We start from the raw sequence: 20,771 nt of genomic DNA, 5'->3' as shown, positions 1-20,771 counted from the left end.
CATTGGTGCTTTCAGATTTTGCACCAGAACTGGTTAGATTGACGAGGGGAAGTTTATTCACTCATATTTCTTTAAAACAATAGATGCATTATGACCTCCGAAACCAAATGAGTTTGATAGTCCCGTATTTATTTTCACTTGTCGAGCAATGGATGGTACATAATCTAGATCACATAATGGATCAGGATTCTCTAAGTTAATTGTTGGAGGAACTATCCCTTCTTTTAAACTCATCGCTAATGCAATTGCTTCAACTCCACCAGCTGCTCCTAACATATGACCAAGCATAGATTTATTAGCTGTTACAGGAATTTGATAAGCTTGTTTTCCGAACAGCTGTTTAATAGCCATCGTTTCTGAGATGTCCCCTACTTTTGTACTTGTTGCATGTGCACTAATAACATCAATTTCTTCAGGAGATATATTGGCATTCTTTAAAGCTGATTTCATTGCAAGATATGCACCTTTACCTTCCGGGTGTGTAGCTACAATATTGTGTGCATCTGAACTTGCACCATATCCAATGATTTCAGCATAAATCTTTGCCTCTCTACGTAAAGCATGAGATAAAGATTCTAAGGTTAGAATTCCAGCTCCTTCTGACATAACAAATCCATCTCGATTTTCATCAAATGGACGACTAGCTTTAATGGGATCATCGTTCCTTGTTGATAATGCTCTAGCATTACCAAAACTTGCTATTGATAAGTCTGTAATAGCTGCCTCTGTTCCACCCGCAAACATAACGTCGGTTTCTCCGGTACGGATTAGTCTAAAGGCTTCTCCAATAGCTGTATTTCCGATTGCACAAGCAGAAACAGGTGACATTGAGGGTCCCATAGCCTTCCATTTGATACTAATTTGTGCAGCAGCAGCATTAGAAATCATGGAAGGTACTAGAGTTGGGCTGACTCTTCTTGGCCCCTTCTGCCTAAGCGTATCGATATTTTCAATCAAGGTTTTAATTCCTCCTATGCCTGAACCTACGTATACGCCGAGCCTTTCTACATCTATTCGATCGAGTTCTAACTTAGAATCAGTCCAAGCTTGTTCAGCAGCAGCCAATGCAAATTGAGAAAATCGATCTAAATGTCTTGCTTCTTTCTTTCCTAAAACTTCATCTGCATTAAAATCTTTAACGATACCTGCAATTTTTGTCTTATGATTAGTAATATCAAATGTATCAATAGTGGATATACCAGATTCTCTGTTAATCAGATTATTCCAAAATGTGTTGATGTTATTTCCTATAGGAGAAACTACTCCCATACCAGTAATCACAACTCTTTCCACTTTTCATTCCCCCAAATCAATAATATACTTGTATTTTACATTCCTTTTATCCTATTACAAGTGTTTGTTTATCCTGGTATAATTACTACTAGGTTAAATTATTATGAAGTGGGGTTTTAAAAAATGAATGATAAAAATAGGCTCGAAGCTTTGTCGATGTTCTTAAAATCTAAGCGTGCCCAAATTAAGCCAGAGTCTATGGGTTTCCCTGCTGGACTCCGTAGAAGGACACCTGGGTTACGAAGAGAAGAAGTTGCTCAATTAGCAGGTGTAAGTACCACCTGGTATACCTGGCTAGAGCAAGGAAGAGATATAAAAGTTTCTTCAAGTGTACTTGATTGTATTTCTACAGCTTTGCAATTAAATAATGATGAAATAGACTATTTATATGACCTAGCATTAGAAACAAAATCAGAAGCTATAAATCCAAAAAAGGAGCAATCAGAGCTTAGCCCTTCTTTAAAGCGAATACTAGCTGAATTAACATATTGTCCAACTATCATTACGGATCGACATTGTCATATTGTGGGTTGGAATCCTGCATCAGCGCATATTTTTTTAGATTTTGAACAAATACCGAATGATCAAAGAAATTTGATTCGTTTATTGTTCACTAGAAAAGAATTTAAAGCATTGGCCGTCAATTGGGAACATTTTGTGAAAGGTTTTCTTGCTATTTTCCGTACCTATTATGGGCACTATTTAGGAGATGAATGGTACCACCAATTTATTAAAGAAATGAGTCATTCACATTCTAAATTCAAAGATTTATGGCAAGAAAGTCAAGTGAGTAAAGCTCCAGAAATGATAATTGAATTCAGACATGCTAAAGCAGGCAAAATGTTGTTTAATTTAACTTCTCTTCAAGTTCAAGGTGATATGGATTTACGGTGCAGTGTCTATACACCAGTAGAGGAAACAGAAAATAAATTAAAGCGTTTATTGAATAGGGTTTCCGATGAAAATTAATAAAGTAATTTCTTTTACTAGATAAATAAAACTGATTACTAAACGAAGTAATTCCTTTTATTGAAATTTAATTTTACTTGCTCTCTCTGTCCACTACAATGGAGGCAAATGGATATAAGCTCTTTATAGCTTTATGGAATGGCTTCCACATATCCAACACAACCGTTTTGACAGCTTCAGGTGAGGTGATATTCAGATGGAGAACTTGTTGGGTAGAATTACAAGTGCGTTCGTGAATCATTCCAAGTACACATCCCAATTTCGCATCCATCAAGACCGTTTCATACCGATGACCTTTTCGAACGGATACTTCATCTAAGTTTAAAACCAGGTCTTCTGAATCTCTTTTCTTTTCTTTTCGATTACTTCTTTATGTTCCCCGGCTTTCTCCTGGGCGACAGAGTAAAAGATTCTTTCTAAAGTAGAATAAGGAATCTGTTGTTTTCGACTGACAAACTGAATAGTGGTATCTATACACTGTTCATAGAGGTACTCTCTAAATCGACTTGTCTGATGACAACCAGGTTTAACAGAATCATAGGTTTCAGAAAAAATCTCGAGGCAGTTGTGACAACGAAATCGTCTCACTTGGATAAAAAGATACAAAGGTTTATGGAGTAGAGCTATATCTCTTACTTTTCTTATCCTTCTGTCGTGTACAGAGCCAGCGAGAAACCCACAGTAAGGACAACGTTCTTCTTCACATTCTTTCTCAACGACTACAAAATGAAAATTCGAACCATTTTCTTGTTTAATGACTTTAAATTCTGGCAAATCTAGTGATAGGGAAAGCATTTATGAATCCTCCTAGTGTTTGTTTAGTGGCTAACATTATGACCAGGATTATATAGATGCTATTTCCTATTTTTATGGATAAATCACAAAATTTGGTGATGAACCAAAAGAAATAATTAAAACTTGCTATCTCCGTGTTTGAGTTAAGAACACGAAAGATATTTCAATAAGTTTTTTACATCTAAAGATATTAAACAAGCTATTCCAGAGTTAAAAAATAGAAGATGAATTAGTTTGTAAAACAGATTTTGAAAGAATAAGTCCGTTTTTATTAGAGGGAGACTTTGGACACACAATATATCATGGTGGGGCTTATGAATCTTTTCCTGGAACACCAAAGGAGGCTAAAAAACTAGGAGAGGAATTATGTTATTTTATCTTTGGCGATAGGATTTTAGATATTATTCCATATCGTTCCTATAACCCATCGAGTACTTGGTTTTATGATATCGCTTGGGATTGTACATGGTTTTTAATAGATAAAGAACTAAAACGTATTTGGCTAATTTGTATAACTGATACAGATTAGAAAAGAATGATATATAAGTAACGAAGGTTTTAAAAGAATGGGATTTCTCTCGAATTCAAGTCTTCAGCTATACCAGCTAATATAAGTCTATACTTTTTAAGTGATTATACCAAATTTAAGGTGATATAATAAAATATACATGACAAAGAAGCTTCAACGTTGCTAATTGAAGTTTTTGTAAGTTGTGTAATTAATTGTATTGGTTTATGTGGTGAATTTTTGTTTATGCTTTAATATGGCATAAATCCAATGCAATAGCTTGTTGGCACAAGCTATGATAGCTACTTTGTGAGGCTTGCCCTCACTTCTTTTTTTGTCATAATACGCTCGTATCTTTACATTTCGATTATTGGTTAATCCACACTGAACAGCTGTATAGAGTGTTTGACGGAGCTTAGTAGATCCTCTTTTGGTAATTCGATTGATTGTAGCTGTAAACTTACCAGATTGGTAAACCCTTGGGTCAATCCCGGCATAAGCTACTAGTTTTTTCGGGTGACTAAACTGCGTGACATCGCCTATTTCTGAAATAAGTGTCGCTGCTATTTTAGTCCCTATCCCTGGGATGGATGTAAGAATCTCATATTCCTCAAACTCCATCGCTAGCGATTCGATTTCCTTTTCTAGTACGTTCAGAAACTCTCGTTGTTGAAGAAGCATTTGAATATACATTTTTAGCGTAACCAAATGACTTTGATACAGTGTCTTCTTAAATGGGTTCCGTTCTGCTGACTCTTTTAACTGTCAAAGCCTTCTCATAAAACCACCCATACGATCTTTTTCCTCCTATACCATGCATTTCCGTAGCTAATTCTTTTGTTGGTACCTTTAATACTTCATGAGAAGTAGGGTAGAGGAGTAGCGTTTTTAAAGATAAAGGCGCATATAAATTACTAAAAACCCCTTTATATTCAGGAAATACTTGATCGAGTATCGTTTGAAACTGAAGTTTTAGTTGTACATAGTTCCGTGTTAAAGAATCGTGTTGTCTATTCAGATTTCGCAGGTTCATCGTTTGAATATTTTTTCGTTGATAGGCGACTAAGTCCTCTTTGTAATACATCTCGCATAAATGTTTCGCATCAGCTGGGTCTGATTTTACTTTTCGAAGACTACTTTTTTTCGTTTCGTAAGAAACAACGGGATTCACTAAATAGTACGCAATCTTCTTTTCATCGAGAAACTGTAAAATCGGTTCATGGTAGTGCCCTGTAGATTCAAAAACAATGACAGGTTTTAATTCAACGTGGCTTTCCACCTCTTTAAAAAACTTAAAAAAATCACGTAATCCATTGGTATCATGCTTAAATTTAAAGGTCTTTCCGAAGGGTTGCTTTCTTGCCAGGAAAGCTTGAACTTGGCTTTCTCCTTTTACGACATCCAGGCCAATCACTGGATCCATACGGTATCACATCTCCTTTTAGTAGATTTGTCGGTAGCCCCTGTCTTTCTTGTAGTGTCATAGCTTCGCTTGTTATGCGGGGTCTTGCCCCAACCAGCCTCAAACATGTTTCTACAAGTAGGGGGTGAACAGTATAGCCGACGGGATCAAGTCCCACGGGCGCAATCGTCCTACCCCGACTACCTAAAGAATAACCTATAAAAAATAGGTCAACCAGATATATAATAAATCCGGTTGACCTTATAATACGATTGGGCGCTTTAATGAAATATGAATCACAAAAATTATCAAACTTTTTTATAAAACCAAAACTTAAATTTGCTAGATAAGAATCCATTTTGATCAATCTTCTTTCAAAATGGATTCTAAGTTAACCACAATGTAAGGCTTATTTTTAAACCTGTAATAAGTGAAATCTTCATGATCAATAGTTTATATGCTTTACAAATTTTTCTGGTACTTAGAGTGTTCATCCTTTACCCCAACATTTTCATATCCATTATTGAGATAAAAATAGTTTAGCTTAGAGTTGTTTTCTACACAATCTAATCTTAAAATGGTTTTCCCCATTTCTTTAACGTGTTCTTCCAACCAAAGTAATACTGTCTTTCCTAATGCTGAACCGATAGCCTCCCTAGTCAAGGCTAACCTGTGAAGGTAAACCGCGCCATCATTCTTTTGACCCCAAATGTGTTGATCCCAATCACTTTGTGTTTCATATAAAGTAAAAGTAGCAACGAAGGATTCACTCTTTTTAACTACATATGTACTTTTACTAAGAATAGCTTGTTTAATTTCTTCATCTTCGCCGCCATCTGCTAAAAATCTCCATTGGTCTATCTCTTTATCCTTTAACCATCCAGCAACCTCCTTTAAGAGGGATAATACTTGTTCTTCATCTTTCCTCGTTGCTAAAGTAATATCATAAGCATCCATGATCTTTACCTGATTTTTACCCATTAAAATCCCTCCATATTAAATACTTTACACAATATGAATTCGACATTTTCTAAATGTAATCCTCTATATTTGAACCTTGCTATAATCTGGGCGAATTAAAAGATGTGAAAGCTGCGTTCACAACGATTAAAAAGGGAGGGTTAGTTATGTAAAAATTACATGTGTCATCGTCGAAGGGATGAAGTGGGCAAGCTTCCTTAAAAATCTGGAACTAGATGTATAAATGGAAAAGAAATCACCGAGGTTATAGGTGTCTTTTTTGACCCAGCTTTTTTGCTATAGACAACTACGAACGACAAGAAGTATGCTCTAATTAAAGCAGTAAGACCTGAACCCATCCAGGAGACTGGAAAATGAGCTGATTAATAAAATGTTCCTCAGTGCTTGACTTTATGGGGTATAAAAACAGCCATTCCTTTATGAAACGGCTCTATTCTTTATTTTGTCAAAGCCTAAGGACTTTTAGTTTTATTTACCCCACCCTCAACTTCTTCATAATGTTTAAATATTTCATTTTCTGTATAACCAGAAATACCATCTTGAGTAATTTCGCCTTTGTTATAATGATAATAATAAATGGCATTTGGCTCGTCATTAAATACTACTGATATACTCCATGGCTCGTAGGATAATATAAAATCCAGTATGGAATGCTCGGCTTCAATTTTTGTTATATCACTATCTTTATAGCTTTTTTCTACTGTCAAATACCTAAATACTTCATCATATCGTGTTTTTTCACCTGTATATACATAGATGAAGTATGAAAAAGAAGCAAGAAAAATGATCAATAGTGGGATGGACAGTAAAGCAGTTTTTTTGTTTTTAATAACCTTAGACAATATCTCTTTCCCCCTTTGTTTAATAGTAGATGAAACCCCCTATAGTGTCATTATACACTAAATTATGGAATCGTCAGTTTATTTAGATAATGAAAAGTAGTGTGTTCGATTTACTTGCTGCATGACAATGCCATTAAAAGCAAATTAGCTCTTATTAGACTCAAAAGGAACAATCTTTACGCAAACAGCCTATTATAAGATTAATTTGACTAATCATAACGTCAAATTCTAGCACCGTATATACGATTATTTGCTCTAATAAATGGATAAAAATTGTTTTCAGTATCAGAAAAGGGCAATCATGTTCTTTTAGAATCAATAAAAAAACGCCAATATTGGCGCTTCATCCCTCTTCTTTCTCCATTTTTCCATCGTTCCCTTTATCTAGACCTGTTGCATTATTAACAACTTGTGCTATGAAGTTTAAGCCTTGATCCATAGCGTTCATGTCATCTGATTTTTGACCGACTTTATTGTCGTCCACCTCTTTATTCACATCCATCACCTCCTAGAGAATAGGGTTTGTTGTTAAGAGAAAATTATACAAAGCAGCTGAAGAAGTGACATTCGTCTTCAAATATAATGGAATTTTTGTTATTTTCAATAAAATAAGCGAATGGTACACTTATTATAATGAGGTACACGAAAGGGGCCGGAGGATATGCATTTTGTTCCAATTGATGTGCAGAAACACCAAAAATATGTACTCCCTTTTCGAAGAGATTCTTTCATCGTTAGTTTCGGAACCGATAAAGGCTTAGGTGATGAAAAAGAGTATTTAGAATGGCTTTTAGTCAAGTCTAGACAATTTCCGGAAGGATTTGTTTTAGTGTTGGAGAACGATATTCCTATTGGTCAAGTTGAGCTAACGATTAAGGAATACAAAGGGAAAGTGATAGGGTATGTCAATTTATACTATTTAGTTCCTGAGAAACGTAAGCTTGGATTCGGAAAAAAGCTTCATCAATATGCCATGACGTTTTTTAATAAAAATGGGGTAAGCGAATATCACCTCCGTGTGTCACCAAATAATTCAACGGCACTTGCGTTTTACAAAAACATGGGAATGGAAGAACTTTATACGGAGTTTGACGGGAGCGTCATTAGAATGAAAGGAAATATTTAACTAAATAGACATTAATTAAACGGGAGGATAACAAATGAAAACAATCGGCATTCTCGGTGGAATGAGTTGGGAATCTTCATCTATCTATTATCAATTAATCAATGAAAGAGTAAAAGAGACGCTTGGTGGCCATCATTCTGCAAAATGTGTCTTGTTCTCTGTTGATTTCCAGCCTATTAAAGATCTTCAACATGAAGGTAGGTGGGAAGAAGCAACAGAACGGTTAGTAGACTCCGTTAAAAGCATCGAAAAGGCAGGAGCTGATTTCTTAATTATTGGAACAAATACGATGCATAAAATAGCGGATGAAATAGAAGCCACTACATCAATCCCTCTTTTACATATTGCCGATATGACAGGCGAGGAAATTAAAAATCGTGGACTGAAGAGACTGGGCTTATTAGCAACGAAGTTTACAATGGAGCAAGACTTCTATAAGGGAAGATTACAAACAAACTCTAATCTCGATATCATTGTACCTGATGAACAAGATCGAAACACTGTACATGACATCATTTACGATGAGCTCTGCTTAGGTAAAGTAAAGGAAGCATCCAAGCAAAAATATCTCGATATAACTAACAAGCTGATTCACGAAGGCGCAGAAGGAATCATTCTCGGGTGTACTGAAATCACGATGTTAGTGAAAGAAAGTGACATTCAGGTTCCAGTATTTGATACGACAAAAATACATGCAATAAAAGCGGCTGATTATGCCATGAATCACTTCGTTTTAAATCGTTAACGAGTGAGAGGATAGGTAATGTGCTGAAGTTGGAAAAAGGAGAGAAACGTTGATCCAATGTTTCTCTTTTTTAAAGATATTTCTAGGAAAGTTATTAAAAACATAATTCCAAATTGAAAGAGGAGGTATACGTACACCAATGACACCTTAATCTTCCTCTGAAATGGGACCAAATTTAACACATAACCTCCAAAATTCTCAAATGTTGTAGGTTTTTGAAAGGCTGGATAAGTTTTGACGTTGTTTATCAACCATAATAGCTTTGCTATGCAAAAAGTCGATCATATCGTTAAGTTTTTTCTTCAGCCAATACCCCTCTGTTTAAACCTCCTGAAAGCAGTCTTTCTTATTAGTCCTAAATCAACCTTTAATGAAAATATTTCTATCCACGAAGATTTTATGACAACGGTATCCTAGATATAGGAGCTATTCAATCTGAAAATTGCTGGTGTTAGGAAAGCAGTAGGATATTTGAATGGACTTCAAATCGTAGAAGGTCAGTGATCACGAAGACTATCTTAAACGATGATTGTGACAACCTTTAATTGCTTTATGCAGAGAGTGACTTCCATTAATGTAAGGAGTTCCTCCTTTGTGTTAAATAAAAATATGTAACTTTTTCCTCATTTGAAACGAATAATAGTTAACCAATAAAAAAGGGGGAAGAGGATGGTTGATTTTGATAATCTGGAAGACAGCATTGCTGAGGTTTATCAACACTATTATTTAGATGTTTACCGGTTTCTTGTTTGCTTTTCAGGTAATCAAAATGATGCAGAAGATCTAACACAGGAAGTATTTATACGTGTCCTAAACCAGTTATCCATGTTTAGGAAAGGAAAAAATATGAAAACATGGATTTTATCGATTGCCAAACATGTGGCGGTTGACCATTACAGAAGGAAGAAATTTATTTCTATTTTTAAGGAAGGATTTTTCTTACAACTCGCTTCAAAGGAGAAGGCACCCGATGAATTATTTGAAATGAAAGAGTTAAAAGACCATGTAAATGAAGCCATCTCTCGCTTAAAGCCAAATTTTCGAGCTGTCATAATATTAAGAGCAATAAATGAATATTCCATTAAAGAAACAGCTGAAATCCTCCAGTGCAGTGAATCAAAAATAAAAGTTACTTATCACAGAGCCTTGAAAGAGTTACAGAAGAAAATTCATCTTTATGCTGAGGAGGTCATCCGAAATGCCAACTGAAAAAGATTTGCTGCAGTTAATCAAAGAATCTAATACTGTCGTGCCAAGGGAGGAATTTGTATTAAATACAAAAAGCCTTTTAGAAAAAAAAGCGAGGAAAAAAGAAAAGCGGAGAAAATATAAGAAATGGTCGATTGCTTCCATTTCTGTTTTCATCAGCATGATGAGTGGATGGTGGCTAGTAAGTGGAGCAAATTTCGAAAAAATAAGCAATAGCTTGGCTTCTATAGAGCATAAAGACCCTCCGGTAATGGTTGATCAAACAAAAGACCCTCTCGTATATATTTACCATACACACAATCAAGAAACCTTCAATCCAGAATTATCAGCTGAATATGCATATGATGAATCGTACAATATCTCATTAGCCGGTGAAAGATTACTTGAACAATTGAAAAGTTATGATATAGTGGCGATTCATGATAAAACAGATGTAATGGGAATTGCAAAAGAGCGGGGCTTATCATTTCAAGACCTCTATGAAATATCCCGTGAAGGACTTTTAAAGCAAATTCGTAATCATGATAGCATTGATATGGTTTTCGATATTCACAGAGATTCACAAACAAAAGACATCACTACAAAAAAAATGGACGGAATAGAGTACGGAAAAGTCTTTTTTATCGTTAGCCCTGCTAGTCCATATTACGAAGAAAATGTAAAGTTTGCCGAATCACTTCATAATGAATTAGAGAAAGAATATCCAGGGTTATCAAGAGGTATTATGCATAAAGAAAGTCATGGAACACAAAAGGCGTATAATCAAGACCTACTTGCAAAGTCACTAATAGTAGAAATTGGCGGTTATGAAAATAAAATGGAAGATATATATCGAACAGTTGACATAATGGCAGAAGCAATAAAAGAAGTAGTAAAGCTTGAGAAGCTAAATTAGCGAATAAACTGGCTGTTTGCATGAAGGAGGTAAATTCGGTAGTATTTGATGTAAATCGTGTAAAAAAAGTAGATCTGCAAGTAAACGTGCTAGTATTGCAAGTATTTGATGTATTTTTACAAGTAAACGGGTAGTGTTCGCAAGTATTTAGTGTATTTCTGCAAGTAAACGGTTAGTATTCGCACGTAATTAGCGTAAGTTCACTTTAAAAAGTAGATCTGCAAGAAAACGTATTAGTTTTGCAAGTAAAAGGGTAGTTTCCGCAAGTATTTAGTGTATTTCTGCAAGTAAACGGGTGGCATTCGCAAGTAATTAGCGTAAGTTCACTTTAAAATGTAGATCTGCAAGAAAACGTGTTAGTTTTGCAAGTAAAAGGGTAGTTTCCGCAAGTATTTAGTGTATTTCTGCAAGTAAACGGGTAGTATTCGCACGTAATTAGCGTAAGTTCACTGAAAAAGTAGATCTACAAGTAAACGTGTTAGTTTTGCAAGTAAAAGGGTAGTTTCCGCAAGTATTTAGTGTATTTCTGCAAGTAAACGGGTAGTATTCGCACGTAATTAGCGTAAGTTCACTTTAAAATGTAGATCTGCAAGAAAATGTGTTAGTTTTGCAAGTAAAAGGGTAGTATTCGCAAGTATTTAGTGTATTTCTGCAAGTAAACGGGTAGTTTCCACAAGTATTTAGTGTATTTCTGCAAGTAAACGTACTAGTATTGCAAGTATTTAGTGTATTTCTGCAAGTAAACGGGTAGTATTCGCACGTAATTAGCGTAAGTTCACTTTAAAATGTAGACCTGCAAGAAAATGTGTTAGTTTTGCAAATAAATTGGTGTATTTCTATAAGTGTTAGTTAATAACTGCATGTAATTACTCTATAAATAGTATTCTTTTTGAATTATAAACAGAGGTATTTCACGTGAGAAAATGGAATTATTATAGAAATAGGAAGGAGGTGCCACATGATTAAAAAGGCGCGAAAAACCCCTTTAAAGATTCGAAAACTCGATGCACTTATGAGGAGAGTGTCAAATCATCACCCTGCTCGAAGTAAAATTAATGAGGAATTTAAAAAAAGTAAAGCAGGGTTTCGGGGTGAACGTTCATTAGATTATTATCTTTCTGCATTTAACAAAAATGACTGCTTCATTTTTCATGATCTGAGGCTACAAGGTGAAAATAATACAATTTTTCAACTTGATACCCTTATCTTATCTAGTTGTTTTGTACTAATTCTAGAAATCAAAAACATTGTAGGAACTTTGCTTTTTGATCAAGTTTTTCATCAATTAATTAGAACTACAAACGATCAGGTTAATGTTTTTCCAGACCCTTTGCTTCAAATTAATAAACAGTCTAAGCAGTTCGAGCAATATTTACAAAAGTTCGTCCCTTCAAAAATGCCTATCATTTCCTACATCATTATATCCAATCCTTCTTCACAAATTAAAGCTTCATCAAATTCTGACTCTCTTTCAAGAAAGGTTATACACGCTGCATCTCTTCCCGATAAAATTCTCCTGCTTGAGGAACAATATTCTCTTCCAATTTTATCAAGTGAAGAAATGGAAAAAGTAACGACAACTATTCTAAAGGATGACACCCCATTAAATCCAGATGTTATGAAACAATTTAATATATGTACTAGTCAAATCTTAACCGGTGTTCATTGTCCAGTTTGTAATTACATTCCATTAGAACGAATTCGGGGAGGGTGGTGGTGTGAAAAATGTAACAATTTTAGTAAAATAGCTTATTTATTTTCATTAATTGATTATCTTTATCTAATTAAACCGACTATCACGAATAGGGAATTTCGTAACTTTTTTCACATCCCATCAATATTTACTGCTTCCAGATTGTTAAATGATACAGGCCTTTCATCTACAGGTTCTTTCAAAGATCGAGAATATATGATATCAGAAAAAAAACTTCAAATACAACCTGTTTAACTGTGTTTTTGTTATGTAGTAATTTTTCGTAAAATAAATAGATCAAAAATGAAACTTATCCCAAATTGACTCGTATCCCCATTAAAATCTATTTTTTGTAGGAGATGGTAGAAATGAGCAAACTATTTAGTATATGGATTCTTTTAATAAGCCTGCTTTTACTCGCTAGTTGTTCAAAGGATAGTAGTCAACAACCTAAAAATGAAAAAGAAAAAATCCCGTCCCAATCATCCGTAGAATTCAACCACAATGAACAAACCTTTCACATTATCCCCCTTTATGAGGAAATACTTGATTATACAAGTGCCGCTCAGGAAGACTCACAGTTAAACACGGAGGGAGAATATTTCACTAGAGTCGTACAGCCATTTAAAGAGAAAGCGTATGAGCAAGAAGCAACAATTAATAATTATCAATCGTTCTTTTTGCCAACAAAGAACGTTGAAAAGTTGAAAGAAAATACTATAAAGCTTCTAAAGCAGCAAGAAGAAATCAATCAGCTTATTAAAGAATCACTTCTAAAATCTGCAAAACAATTAACAGGAAAGAATAAGGTTATATTCATTATGCCGTTGAATCCTGAAAATACTTTTCCAGTAAATAGAATGGAAGGTGTATCAGGTGTAGCATTTAGTGAGAATGTACTCTTACTTCAAATTGATCCAGACTTTGTAAGTAGTGCGTTAACGTATGCAGTAGCACACGAATATCATCATACTGTAAATATGGAAACCTATGAAGGAAACTACCCACTAATGGATTCAGCTATATTTGAAGGAAAAGCAGATTTGTTTGCTCGTATCGTTTATCCAAATAAAACAGTGCCTTGGGTCGAACCACTTCCAGAAAACACGAAAGAGGTTATTTTAAATGAGTTGAAGGACAATGCTAATTTAACTAATCATGATATTTATAGAGATTTTTTAGAAGGAGATTATGCTAAAGGCCTTCCCATGTGGTCAAACTATAAAATAGGGTTTACCATTCTAGAAAGTTACATAAAGAATAACCCTGCAATCTCCAATGAAGAATGGACAAAGCTTGATTCAAAAGGAATCCTTGAGGGAAGTGATTACAGTCATATCTTAATAGAGTCATAGGCGAGTTTTCCTATTAATGACAACTTAAAACAATCGTATTGGAATCCCTGCTTTAATTAAAAACTTAATATTTAAAATCAATAAAATATTTTTACTTTATCAATATAGTAAGTTTGTCTTAACACTCCTCCAAAAACCATGTATAATCCTCCTTAAAAATACATTTGTTTTTCGGAGGAGAACATAAGATTATGAAAAAAATTGGATTATTACCAAAAATCATTCTTGCCATAGTGATAGGAATTTTGATTGGGTATTTCTCACCTAGTTGGATCATTCAACTTTTCGCTACATTTAATCATTTATTTGGGAATTTTTTAGGGTTTGCTATCCCCTTAATTATTATTGGATTTATCGCGCCTGGAATAGGAAGAATGGGGAAGGGAGCTGGAAAGTTATTAGGTATCACAGCAGGTTTAGCATACGGGTCCACGGTTCTGGCTGGAATAATTGCTTTTCTTTCAGCGAGCCTATTTTATCCCAGTTTATTATCTAATCAAAGCTTTAAAGCATTTGAAAATCCAGAAGAAGCGTTACTCTCTCCATTTTTCCAAGTGGAGATGCCTCCTATTATGAGTGTCATGTCCGCATTAATATTAGCGTTCACAATCGGGCTTGGGTTAGCTGCTTTGTCTAGTAATGCCCTTCAAAACGTGATGGATGATTTTAAAACGATTATTGAAAAGCTGATTTCTAAGATAATTATCCCATTGTTACCTTTTCATATTTCCGGGATTTTCGCTAATATGACTCATGGTGGTCAAGTAAGTACCATTATGAGTGTATTTGCAAAAGTATTTTTGATGATTATTGTTCTTCATCTATTATTCTTGTTCGTTCAATATACAATGGCAGGAGTAGTTTCTAAGCAAAACCCTATTAAGCTAGTAAAAGAAATGATTCCAGCCTACTTTACTGCTTTAGGTACACAATCATCCGCATCCACGATTCCAGTCACTTTAAAGCATTCTAAAAAGCTTGGTGTTCGAGAAGGAGTAGCCGATTTTTCTGTGCCCCTACTTGCAACAATTCATTTATCTGGAAGTACGATTACACTTGTTAGCTGTGCCGTAGCTGTGATGATGCTTCAAGGGGTAGAAATAACATTTTCTAGTATCCTACCGTTTATTTTAATGCTTGGCGTTACAATGATTGCAGCTCCTGGTGTACCAGGTGGAGCAGTAATGGCAGCAATAGGTCTCCTTGATACGATGCTTGGTTTTGACCCTACGATGCTTGCTATTATGATTGCCCTCTACTTGGCTCAGGATAGTTTTGGTACAGCTTGTAACGTGACGGGGGATGGTGCTATTACAGTAATCGCTGATAAGTTAAGTAAGAAAGAGAAAATAATAATCTAACGTTATCTTCAAAATGGAAAACTACATTTTAACAATGATAATCTGGCTCCTTTTTCCATAGCGGGCCAGATTTTTTCCGTTTCCGTCTTACATATGATTCAGCTTCGTATTGGCGAAGAACATTTCGTGAAGGGGATGAAGGACTAACTATCAAAGAGTTATTACCTATCACACTAGTTAAATGAACTTCAGTTTAGATAGTTATGTAAAAGTCGATGACAAACTGTCTGTTCTCAGAAGAAATCCTTTATGATAAGGTAATAGTATTAAATATTTCCAAAAAATTCAGCTATTGGATATGAGGCAAAGGGGAGAATTTATTGACGCGTATTAAAAATATAGGGCGATATTGCCCGGTGGATGATGACGGGTACATAATGAATGATTCAAATACTAATAAGATTCAACCTGAATTTTATAGGGTAATTGAAAATGTAGTAGAAATATACAAGAGGCATTTAGGTGAGGATTTACACAGTGTATATATTCGTGGGTCAGTTCCTCGTGGTTTAGGTATTCATGGTGTTTCAGACTTAGACACAATTGCCATTACAAATAAAATGATCAATGATCATGAATTGAACTGGACCGAGGCTGAACATGAATTAAATCAACAATTTGATTGTGTGGATGGAGTGGAATTTAGTTTCTACTTTATTGAAGATGTATTAAACAACATTACGTTTTCAATCATTCCATTTATGATAAAGACCCATAGTGTGTGTGTGTTTGGTGAAGATATAAAGAAATTATTACCGGAGTACAAGGCAGATAAATCATTAGCTAACGATCATTTAATTATTTTAAAAAGGCAAATAGATCAGGCTATCACAGACCTTACTGGTAATGAGGATAGGGAAGATATAGTAGATTGTTGTCGATGGATTATGAAAATTATCGTCAGGGCAGGACTTGCTCTTGTGATTGAGGAAGAAAATCTATATACACGAGACTTATTCCCAGCTTATAAGATATTTTCTACTTATTATCCTGAGAAGGAAAAAGAAATGCAACAAGCACTTCACTATGCGATTGCACCAGTGGGAAATGTTAGTGAAATAATTGATTTTTTAAATGAAATGGGAAGCTGGATGGTGATTCAGTCAGATAAGTGGTTACAAATCTATAACCCAAAAAAGGTGAGGCATTTAGAAATCTAATGAATTCGAATGATAGTTACCATTCTCTCAGTATATTTTTTCAGAAAAATATTGACTTTTAGTAGTGTTGATATAAAATTGAAAAAATACATAAATGAGGAGGTTAAAATATGTTTGTACATAAAGTGGATGAAGACGTTTCTTTAAAGTTAATTGAAGTAAAAGATGCAGATAAGGTGTTTGAAATGACAGATCAATCAAGAACCTACTTACGAGAGTGGTTACCGTGGCTTGATTTTACGAAAACCGTTGAGGATACGAAATCTTTTATTGAAGGAAGCCTTAAAAACTATGCTGAAAATAAAAGTATAACAACCGCTATCCTCTATAAGGGAAAGATAGTTGGAACAGCTGGCTTTAATAGTCTTAATTGGGCAAATAAAACCGGATATATTGGCTATTGGCTCGGAGAATCATATCAAGGGAATGGCATCATGACTAAGGTTGCACAAGCATTGACGGAATATGCGTTTATGGAATTAAACATGAACAAAGTTGAAATTAGGGCTGCTGTGGAGAATAAAAAAAGTAGAAGTATTCCAGAAAGACTAGGTTTTGTGAATGAAGGGACGATTAGACAAGCAGAATGGCTGTATGATCATTTTGTTGATCATGTCGTGTATGGAATGTTAAAGGAAGAATGGAATAGAAAATAAGTTCTTTTTAGCACCTTTTAAAAAATGGTCATCCCTTTACATTCATCTGCTTCTCTACACAATGGATAAACTTGAGAATAGGTATGTACGATATACTTCAATCTATTATCTATTGTTATTTCTGTATTTTTCAATTGGGGAGTCAAAATATTTAACGTTTATTTTCACCATTACTCTTTGTCTATCACACATTTCTAGTTTGAAACTTTTTAACTCATTTTGATTATTTTAAGTTGTAAATGTAAGCAAATTATAAGAGGTGATGAGGATGATTTTAGTAAGTTCTTGTTTAGCAGGATTAGAGGTTCGCTATAATGAGACACACTGTTTAAATCATAAAATTGATCGATTAGTCAAAGAACAAAAAGCGGTCGTAGCATGTCCTGAGTTACTCGGAGGTTTATCCATTCCCAGAGAACCCGCTGAAATTGTAGGTGGGGATGGGGGAGACGTACTTGATGGCCATGCCAAAGTGATCACAAAGTCGGGGGAAGATGTAACCCCCCAATTTCTAAAAGGCGCATTTGCTACACTCGAGCAAGCAAGAGAAATTCAAGCTACTACCATTGTGTTAAAAGAAAGTAGTCCATCTTGTGGGAGTACAATGATTTATAATGGTAAATTTTCTGGTGAAAAAAGAATGGGAGACGGAGTAACCTCGGCATTATTAAAGAGAAATGGCTTTCATGTTATTTCAGAAGAACAGTTTGCCGATCAACTGTTATGAACCTAAGCGGCTACTATTTGAGCTAGGATTCTAAATCAGTTGAACCCATCCACATCAGTATAGGTGAAAATGAAGCGTAAGTTACAACCAAATTAAGAAGAAAGAAGCGAATAACCTATAGCAACAAAGGGTATTCGCTTCTTTTATTTTCCGACAGAGCGATTCTATTATGAATTTTGACTAAGGACAGTTGTAGACTTTATTTCTTCCATAACAAAGGCCATTAAGTCTTTCATCATCTCTTCTGAGAGAGTAAAGTCAATTCCAGCAATTGAATAGATTTCCTTCACAGGTTTAGAAGAGCCTAATGATAAAGCTTCAATAAATTGTTGAATGGTTGAATGTGGGTCTTCTTTATAGTTTCTGTAAAGCTGTAAAGCACCAAGTTGTGCGATTGCATATTCGATATAATAAAATGGTGTCTCAAATAGATGGATAACATCCATCCATTGATTTTTTTTCCACTCCTCAAGTCCTTCCCAATTCACTTCACTACTTTCATATGTTTCTACTATGCGCAAAAAGGCATTATTTCTATCTTCGTGGGTATGGCTTGGATTCGTGTACAACCAATGTTGAAATTGATCAATCACGATGGTCATAGGGATAAATTCAAGAATTTGTTTGAAGAGCTCTCTTTTTACCTGATTATATTCTCCATCATTATGATACAATGAAGTCCAATTTTCTAACGTCAAGAGCTCTATTGACATAGCCGCAAGTTCAGCAGTTTCCTTAGGTAAAGTTTTATATTGGTTTAATGGGAGCTCTTTCATAAGGTCATGATGGATGCCGTGTCCCATTTCATGAAGAAAGATGGCAAGGTCATCCTTCGTATTCACTAGGTTTAACAGGATAAACGACGTTTTTGACGCTGGTAAGAATTCACAAAATCCACCAGGAGCTTTTCCTTTCCGACTCTCTAAATCCAAATGATTCAATTCCTTCATTTCCCGTAACAAAGTAGAAAAGGATGGAGAAAGCTGATGTAACAAATTCTCTGCCTTATCAACCATTTCAGAAGTATTTTTGTATGGAATAGTCACTGTCTGCGCACTTTCTACCTTTGTATCCCACGGTTTTACTGTATCAATCGTTAAACCTTCTTTCCTCTTTATGAAATTCATTTACGATTGGCAGCACGTATTTTCGAATAGATTCTGCTAAGTTTAAGCAATCGTTAGGGCTGAAATGAAACCGTTCATATTTTTTGAACATATAATCTCGATAGTTATTCAAGCCTACATTATTTGCTTGTTCTAATCTTATTTGAAGCATCTTATCTAAGAGTGAATGAAAAGTGGTTTCTTTTGAAATATAGGTATTACTTAGTAGCTTTAAAGCTTTTTCTCTGTCATTCCTGGAATCTTCATAGAGAAAACCAATCAGGTCATCTGCCGGAATATTTTCACCTTTCCAGTTTGCAGTCATTTCACTGCGAGAATGGAAGTAGTTGGTGATTAATTGATCCTCATCTATCAGTAATTGAATATTCTCGTCATTCATTAAGGAGAGAGAATTTTCTATACGTTCAATGAAATATTGATAATCTATCGTTAAATACTCCCTAGAATCATAGATTTTTTTCTCAATTTGATTTTTTGCTTTTTTATAAACAGGTTTTATTTGTTGTTGCGATACAGAGTAATCATCCTGCAATTGAGTGTTTGTCGTCTCTCGCTGAAAGTCGATATATTTATTCATTAAAAATTCATCTATTTGATCAAATAGTATAGAAATATTAGCTAAGAAATCGTTCATCACTTCCTCTGAAGTAATGTTTACATCTAGTAATTTGTTTATTTCCTTCTTAAATGTAAGAATATCAAAGGTCATCTAAATTTTGCTCCTTTTGTTATGGTATGGAAATTTATCATTGTTATTATTTCAAAATTACATTATTTATGCAATTCAAATGGTAGAAGAATGGTAGATATACAATAGAAGCTAGCCAATGATAGTGATAGAATGTATGATTGGAAGCTCTAGCAAGGGAGTGCTTGTAGTAGGTTAATAGCTGAGTTTTTATTTGAAATTTGGAGGAAAATGAATGTTAAAAAGAAAATACGGGGATCGATCCAATTGGAAACGGATTATACAGAGGGAGTATGCCCAAAAATATGTAGAAACAGAAGAATTTACAGGCTATATTACTTTGCTACATATGATTGAGGCAAGAGAACCTTTATCTATTCGATACGGAGAAAAGGACTTGACTATTATTGATAATGGGTATATGTGGTTGCAACAATTTCCGTTTGGAAAGCATCATGCCATTACGACTACATTTGATGAAAAGGGAGATATTGTTCAATGGTATATCGATATCAGCTTAGAAAATTCACTTGAAGGAAACAGACCGTATTTAGATGACCTATACTTAGATATTGTCGTTTTTCCTTCAGGAAAAGTGATACTATTAGATGAGGATGAACTTGAAGCGGCATTAAAAAACAGACTGATTGATCAATCAATGTACGATTTAGCCTGGGAGGAAACAAAGGCCATACTGCCTTTATTACATACCCATCAGTTAGAATTGATTAAACTAGCAAATGTACATAAAGAAATGTTAATTCATTCTTTATCGTAAAGAGAGCCAGATAATTATTTATTATGCTGAAAATAAGGGAACTCATTGTATGGGTTCCCTTATCAGATTATCGATATTGCGTAAATTTATAATCCACCACCAAAACCGTTATGTTGAGATTTTACTCGTTCCAATTCTTGTAGCTGTTCATCCTTGCTACCACGTAATGTTCTTCTTCCTAATGCTCCAAATAGACCGATTGCTACAACGGAAACTATCCCAAGGCCAATGTAGAGTCCCATTCAGATTCCTCCTCTCCAACCATTTTTACGCGCTGAACGAACCTACTTTTGTTCAGGCTTCCATTAAGTGGTCAAATTAGGTCTCTGTGTTTTACCGGAAGATGTAATGAACCACTTCAGTGTTTTGTTCATTATGCCACTTTTCTTTTACAATTTCATCCTTTCTATAATTTTTTTCTTAAATAGAAAGTGAAATTGAATTTGCGACGCCTATATCTT

General features: G+C 34.8%; 21 protein-coding genes and 1 pseudogene. 12 read left to right on the top strand and 10 right to left on the bottom strand.

Going from position 1 to position 20,771, the window contains the following annotated elements; all coding sequences use genetic code 11:
• Nucleotides 1-57: 57 nt before the first annotated feature.
• Nucleotides 58-1,293 (bottom strand): beta-ketoacyl-ACP synthase II, encoded by a 1,236-nt coding sequence (gene fabF, locus WAK64_RS07545; protein ID WP_336586354.1) that lies wholly within the window; start codon nt 1,291-1,293, stop codon nt 58-60.
• Between the two features lie 123 nt (nt 1,294-1,416).
• Between fabF and WAK64_RS07540 the strand changes: the two genes are divergently transcribed.
• Entirely contained in the window at nt 1,417-2,262 is an 846-nt protein-coding gene (locus tag WAK64_RS07540) for a helix-turn-helix transcriptional regulator (RefSeq protein ID WP_336586353.1), read from the top strand.
• 73 nt (nt 2,263-2,335) lie between these two features.
• On the opposite strand, the gene WAK64_RS07535 is transcribed toward WAK64_RS07540, so the two are convergent.
• The 6 genes and pseudogenes from WAK64_RS07535 to WAK64_RS07510 all read right to left on the bottom strand — a co-directional run bounded on the left by WAK64_RS07535 (nt 2,336) and on the right by WAK64_RS07510 (nt 7,286).
• Nucleotides 2,336-2,533 (bottom strand): transposase, encoded by a 198-nt coding sequence (locus WAK64_RS07535; RefSeq protein ID WP_336586352.1) that lies wholly within the window; start codon nt 2,531-2,533, stop codon nt 2,336-2,338.
• A 50-nt stretch (nt 2,534-2,583) separates the two neighbouring features.
• On the bottom strand, nt 2,584-3,057 hold the full coding sequence (locus tag WAK64_RS07530) for a transposase family protein (RefSeq protein WP_336586351.1): 474 nt from the start codon (nt 3,055-3,057) through the stop codon (nt 2,584-2,586).
• 733 nt (nt 3,058-3,790) lie between these two features.
• A pseudogene (locus WAK64_RS07525) lies at nt 3,791-4,988 on the bottom strand (IS110 family RNA-guided transposase).
• 441 nt (nt 4,989-5,429) lie between these two features.
• Nucleotides 5,430-5,948: a GNAT family N-acetyltransferase gene (locus WAK64_RS07520; RefSeq protein ID WP_336586350.1), complete on the bottom strand. Its 519-nt coding sequence runs from the start codon at nt 5,946-5,948 to the stop codon at nt 5,430-5,432.
• Nucleotides 5,949-6,400: 452 nt separating this feature from the next.
• Nucleotides 6,401-6,790, bottom strand: coding sequence for a hypothetical protein (locus WAK64_RS07515; protein WP_336586349.1), 390 nt, complete (start codon nt 6,788-6,790; stop codon nt 6,401-6,403).
• Between the two features lie 343 nt (nt 6,791-7,133).
• Nucleotides 7,134-7,286 (bottom strand): hypothetical protein, encoded by a 153-nt coding sequence (locus WAK64_RS07510; RefSeq protein WP_336586348.1) that lies wholly within the window; start codon nt 7,284-7,286, stop codon nt 7,134-7,136.
• 165 nt (nt 7,287-7,451) lie between these two features.
• On the opposite strand from WAK64_RS07510, the gene WAK64_RS07505 reads away from it, so the two are divergent.
• The 10 genes from WAK64_RS07505 (at nt 7,452) to WAK64_RS07460 (ending at nt 17,717) form a co-directional block, all read left to right on the top strand.
• Nucleotides 7,452-7,916, top strand: coding sequence for a GNAT family N-acetyltransferase (locus WAK64_RS07505; RefSeq protein ID WP_336586347.1), 465 nt, complete (start codon nt 7,452-7,454; stop codon nt 7,914-7,916).
• Between the two features lie 34 nt (nt 7,917-7,950).
• Nucleotides 7,951-8,661 (top strand): aspartate/glutamate racemase family protein, encoded by a 711-nt coding sequence (locus WAK64_RS07500; RefSeq protein ID WP_336586346.1) that lies wholly within the window; start codon nt 7,951-7,953, stop codon nt 8,659-8,661.
• Nucleotides 8,662-9,330: 669 nt separating this feature from the next.
• Nucleotides 9,331-9,870 carry an RNA polymerase sigma factor gene (locus WAK64_RS07495; RefSeq protein WP_336586345.1) on the top strand — a complete coding sequence of 180 codons (540 nt, stop codon included), beginning with the start codon at nt 9,331-9,333 and terminating at the stop codon, nt 9,868-9,870.
• On the top strand, nt 9,860-10,765 hold the full coding sequence (gene spoIIP, locus WAK64_RS07490) for a stage II sporulation protein P (protein ID WP_336586344.1): 906 nt from the start codon (nt 9,860-9,862) through the stop codon (nt 10,763-10,765). The genes WAK64_RS07495 and spoIIP overlap by 11 nt, the downstream gene beginning before the upstream one ends.
• Nucleotides 10,766-11,723: 958 nt before the next feature.
• Nucleotides 11,724-12,713, top strand: a complete 990-nt coding sequence (locus WAK64_RS07485; RefSeq protein WP_336586343.1) for a nuclease-related domain-containing protein — start codon at nt 11,724-11,726, stop codon at nt 12,711-12,713.
• A gap of 113 nt (nt 12,714-12,826) precedes the next feature.
• Nucleotides 12,827-13,813 (top strand): DUF2268 domain-containing putative Zn-dependent protease, encoded by a 987-nt coding sequence (locus WAK64_RS07480; RefSeq protein ID WP_336586342.1) that lies wholly within the window; start codon nt 12,827-12,829, stop codon nt 13,811-13,813.
• 191 nt (nt 13,814-14,004) lie between these two features.
• Nucleotides 14,005-15,174 (top strand): dicarboxylate/amino acid:cation symporter, encoded by a 1,170-nt coding sequence (locus tag WAK64_RS07475; RefSeq protein ID WP_336586341.1) that lies wholly within the window; start codon nt 14,005-14,007, stop codon nt 15,172-15,174.
• Between the two features lie 320 nt (nt 15,175-15,494).
• Nucleotides 15,495-16,334 carry a nucleotidyltransferase gene (locus WAK64_RS07470; protein ID WP_336586340.1) on the top strand — a complete coding sequence of 280 codons (840 nt, stop codon included), beginning with the start codon at nt 15,495-15,497 and terminating at the stop codon, nt 16,332-16,334.
• Between the two features lie 110 nt (nt 16,335-16,444).
• Entirely contained in the window at nt 16,445-16,990 is a 546-nt protein-coding gene (locus tag WAK64_RS07465) for a GNAT family N-acetyltransferase (RefSeq protein WP_336586339.1), read from the top strand.
• A 268-nt stretch (nt 16,991-17,258) separates the two neighbouring features.
• Nucleotides 17,259-17,717 (top strand): 2-thiouracil desulfurase family protein, encoded by a 459-nt coding sequence (locus WAK64_RS07460; protein WP_336586338.1) that lies wholly within the window; start codon nt 17,259-17,261, stop codon nt 17,715-17,717.
• A gap of 167 nt (nt 17,718-17,884) precedes the next feature.
• Here the strand turns inward: WAK64_RS07460 and WAK64_RS07455 are convergent, their stop codons facing one another.
• Both WAK64_RS07455 and WAK64_RS07450 read right to left on the bottom strand, forming a co-directional pair.
• Complete coding sequence (locus WAK64_RS07455; RefSeq protein ID WP_336586337.1) at nt 17,885-18,844, bottom strand: M3 family metallopeptidase; 960 nt, start codon at nt 18,842-18,844, stop codon at nt 17,885-17,887.
• The gene (locus tag WAK64_RS07450; protein ID WP_336586336.1) at nt 18,807-19,553 is read right to left on the bottom strand and encodes a gluzincin family metallopeptidase; all 747 of its coding nucleotides are present in this window, start codon (nt 19,551-19,553) and stop codon (nt 18,807-18,809) included. The genes WAK64_RS07455 and WAK64_RS07450 overlap by 38 nt, the downstream gene beginning before the upstream one ends.
• Nucleotides 19,554-19,767: 214 nt before the next feature.
• Here WAK64_RS07450 and WAK64_RS07445 point away from each other — a divergent pair, with 214 nt between their 5' ends.
• Nucleotides 19,768-20,310, top strand: a complete 543-nt coding sequence (locus WAK64_RS07445) for a ribonuclease FAU-1 family protein (RefSeq protein ID WP_336586335.1) — start codon at nt 19,768-19,770, stop codon at nt 20,308-20,310.
• A gap of 86 nt (nt 20,311-20,396) precedes the next feature.
• On the opposite strand, the gene WAK64_RS07440 is transcribed toward WAK64_RS07445, so the two are convergent.
• Complete coding sequence (locus tag WAK64_RS07440; protein ID WP_336586334.1) at nt 20,397-20,552, bottom strand: hypothetical protein; 156 nt, start codon at nt 20,550-20,552, stop codon at nt 20,397-20,399.
• Nucleotides 20,553-20,771: the final 219 nt, after the last annotated feature.

The sequence above is a fragment of the Bacillus spongiae genome (genome assembly GCF_037120725.1).
Classification (GTDB): Bacteria; Bacillota; Bacilli; order Bacillales; family Bacillaceae_K; genus Bacillus_CI; species Bacillus_CI spongiae.
The sequence above is the reverse complement of the archived record's forward strand: the minus strand, read 5'-3'. Positions and strand labels throughout refer to the sequence as shown.

Excerpts from the sequence above, each read along its gene's own strand:
- WAK64_RS07540 (WP_336586353.1), top strand. The coding sequence starts at position 1,417 with ATGAATGATAAAAATAGGCTCGAAGCTTTGTCGATGTTCTTAAAATCT.
- WAK64_RS07535 (WP_336586352.1), bottom strand. The coding sequence starts at position 2,533 with ATGGATGCGAAATTGGGATGTGTACTTGGAATGATTCACGAACGCACT.
- WAK64_RS07530 (WP_336586351.1), bottom strand. The coding sequence starts at position 3,057 with ATGCTTTCCCTATCACTAGATTTGCCAGAATTTAAAGTCATTAAACAA.
- WAK64_RS07520 (WP_336586350.1), bottom strand. The coding sequence starts at position 5,948 with ATGGGTAAAAATCAGGTAAAGATCATGGATGCTTATGATATTACTTTA.
- WAK64_RS07505 (WP_336586347.1), top strand. The coding sequence starts at position 7,452 with ATGCATTTTGTTCCAATTGATGTGCAGAAACACCAAAAATATGTACTC.
- WAK64_RS07500 (WP_336586346.1), top strand. The coding sequence starts at position 7,951 with ATGAAAACAATCGGCATTCTCGGTGGAATGAGTTGGGAATCTTCATCT.
- WAK64_RS07495 (WP_336586345.1), top strand. The coding sequence starts at position 9,331 with ATGGTTGATTTTGATAATCTGGAAGACAGCATTGCTGAGGTTTATCAA.
- spoIIP (WP_336586344.1), top strand. The coding sequence starts at position 9,860 with ATGCCAACTGAAAAAGATTTGCTGCAGTTAATCAAAGAATCTAATACT.
- WAK64_RS07485 (WP_336586343.1), top strand. The coding sequence starts at position 11,724 with ATGATTAAAAAGGCGCGAAAAACCCCTTTAAAGATTCGAAAACTCGAT.
- WAK64_RS07480 (WP_336586342.1), top strand. The coding sequence starts at position 12,827 with ATGAGCAAACTATTTAGTATATGGATTCTTTTAATAAGCCTGCTTTTA.
- WAK64_RS07475 (WP_336586341.1), top strand. The coding sequence starts at position 14,005 with ATGAAAAAAATTGGATTATTACCAAAAATCATTCTTGCCATAGTGATA.
- WAK64_RS07465 (WP_336586339.1), top strand. The coding sequence starts at position 16,445 with ATGTTTGTACATAAAGTGGATGAAGACGTTTCTTTAAAGTTAATTGAA.
- WAK64_RS07460 (WP_336586338.1), top strand. The coding sequence starts at position 17,259 with ATGATTTTAGTAAGTTCTTGTTTAGCAGGATTAGAGGTTCGCTATAAT.
- WAK64_RS07455 (WP_336586337.1), bottom strand. The coding sequence starts at position 18,844 with ATGAATTTCATAAAGAGGAAAGAAGGTTTAACGATTGATACAGTAAAA.
- WAK64_RS07450 (WP_336586336.1), bottom strand. The coding sequence starts at position 19,553 with ATGACCTTTGATATTCTTACATTTAAGAAGGAAATAAACAAATTACTA.
- WAK64_RS07445 (WP_336586335.1), top strand. The coding sequence starts at position 19,768 with ATGTTAAAAAGAAAATACGGGGATCGATCCAATTGGAAACGGATTATA.
- WAK64_RS07440 (WP_336586334.1), bottom strand. The coding sequence starts at position 20,552 with ATGGGACTCTACATTGGCCTTGGGATAGTTTCCGTTGTAGCAATCGGT.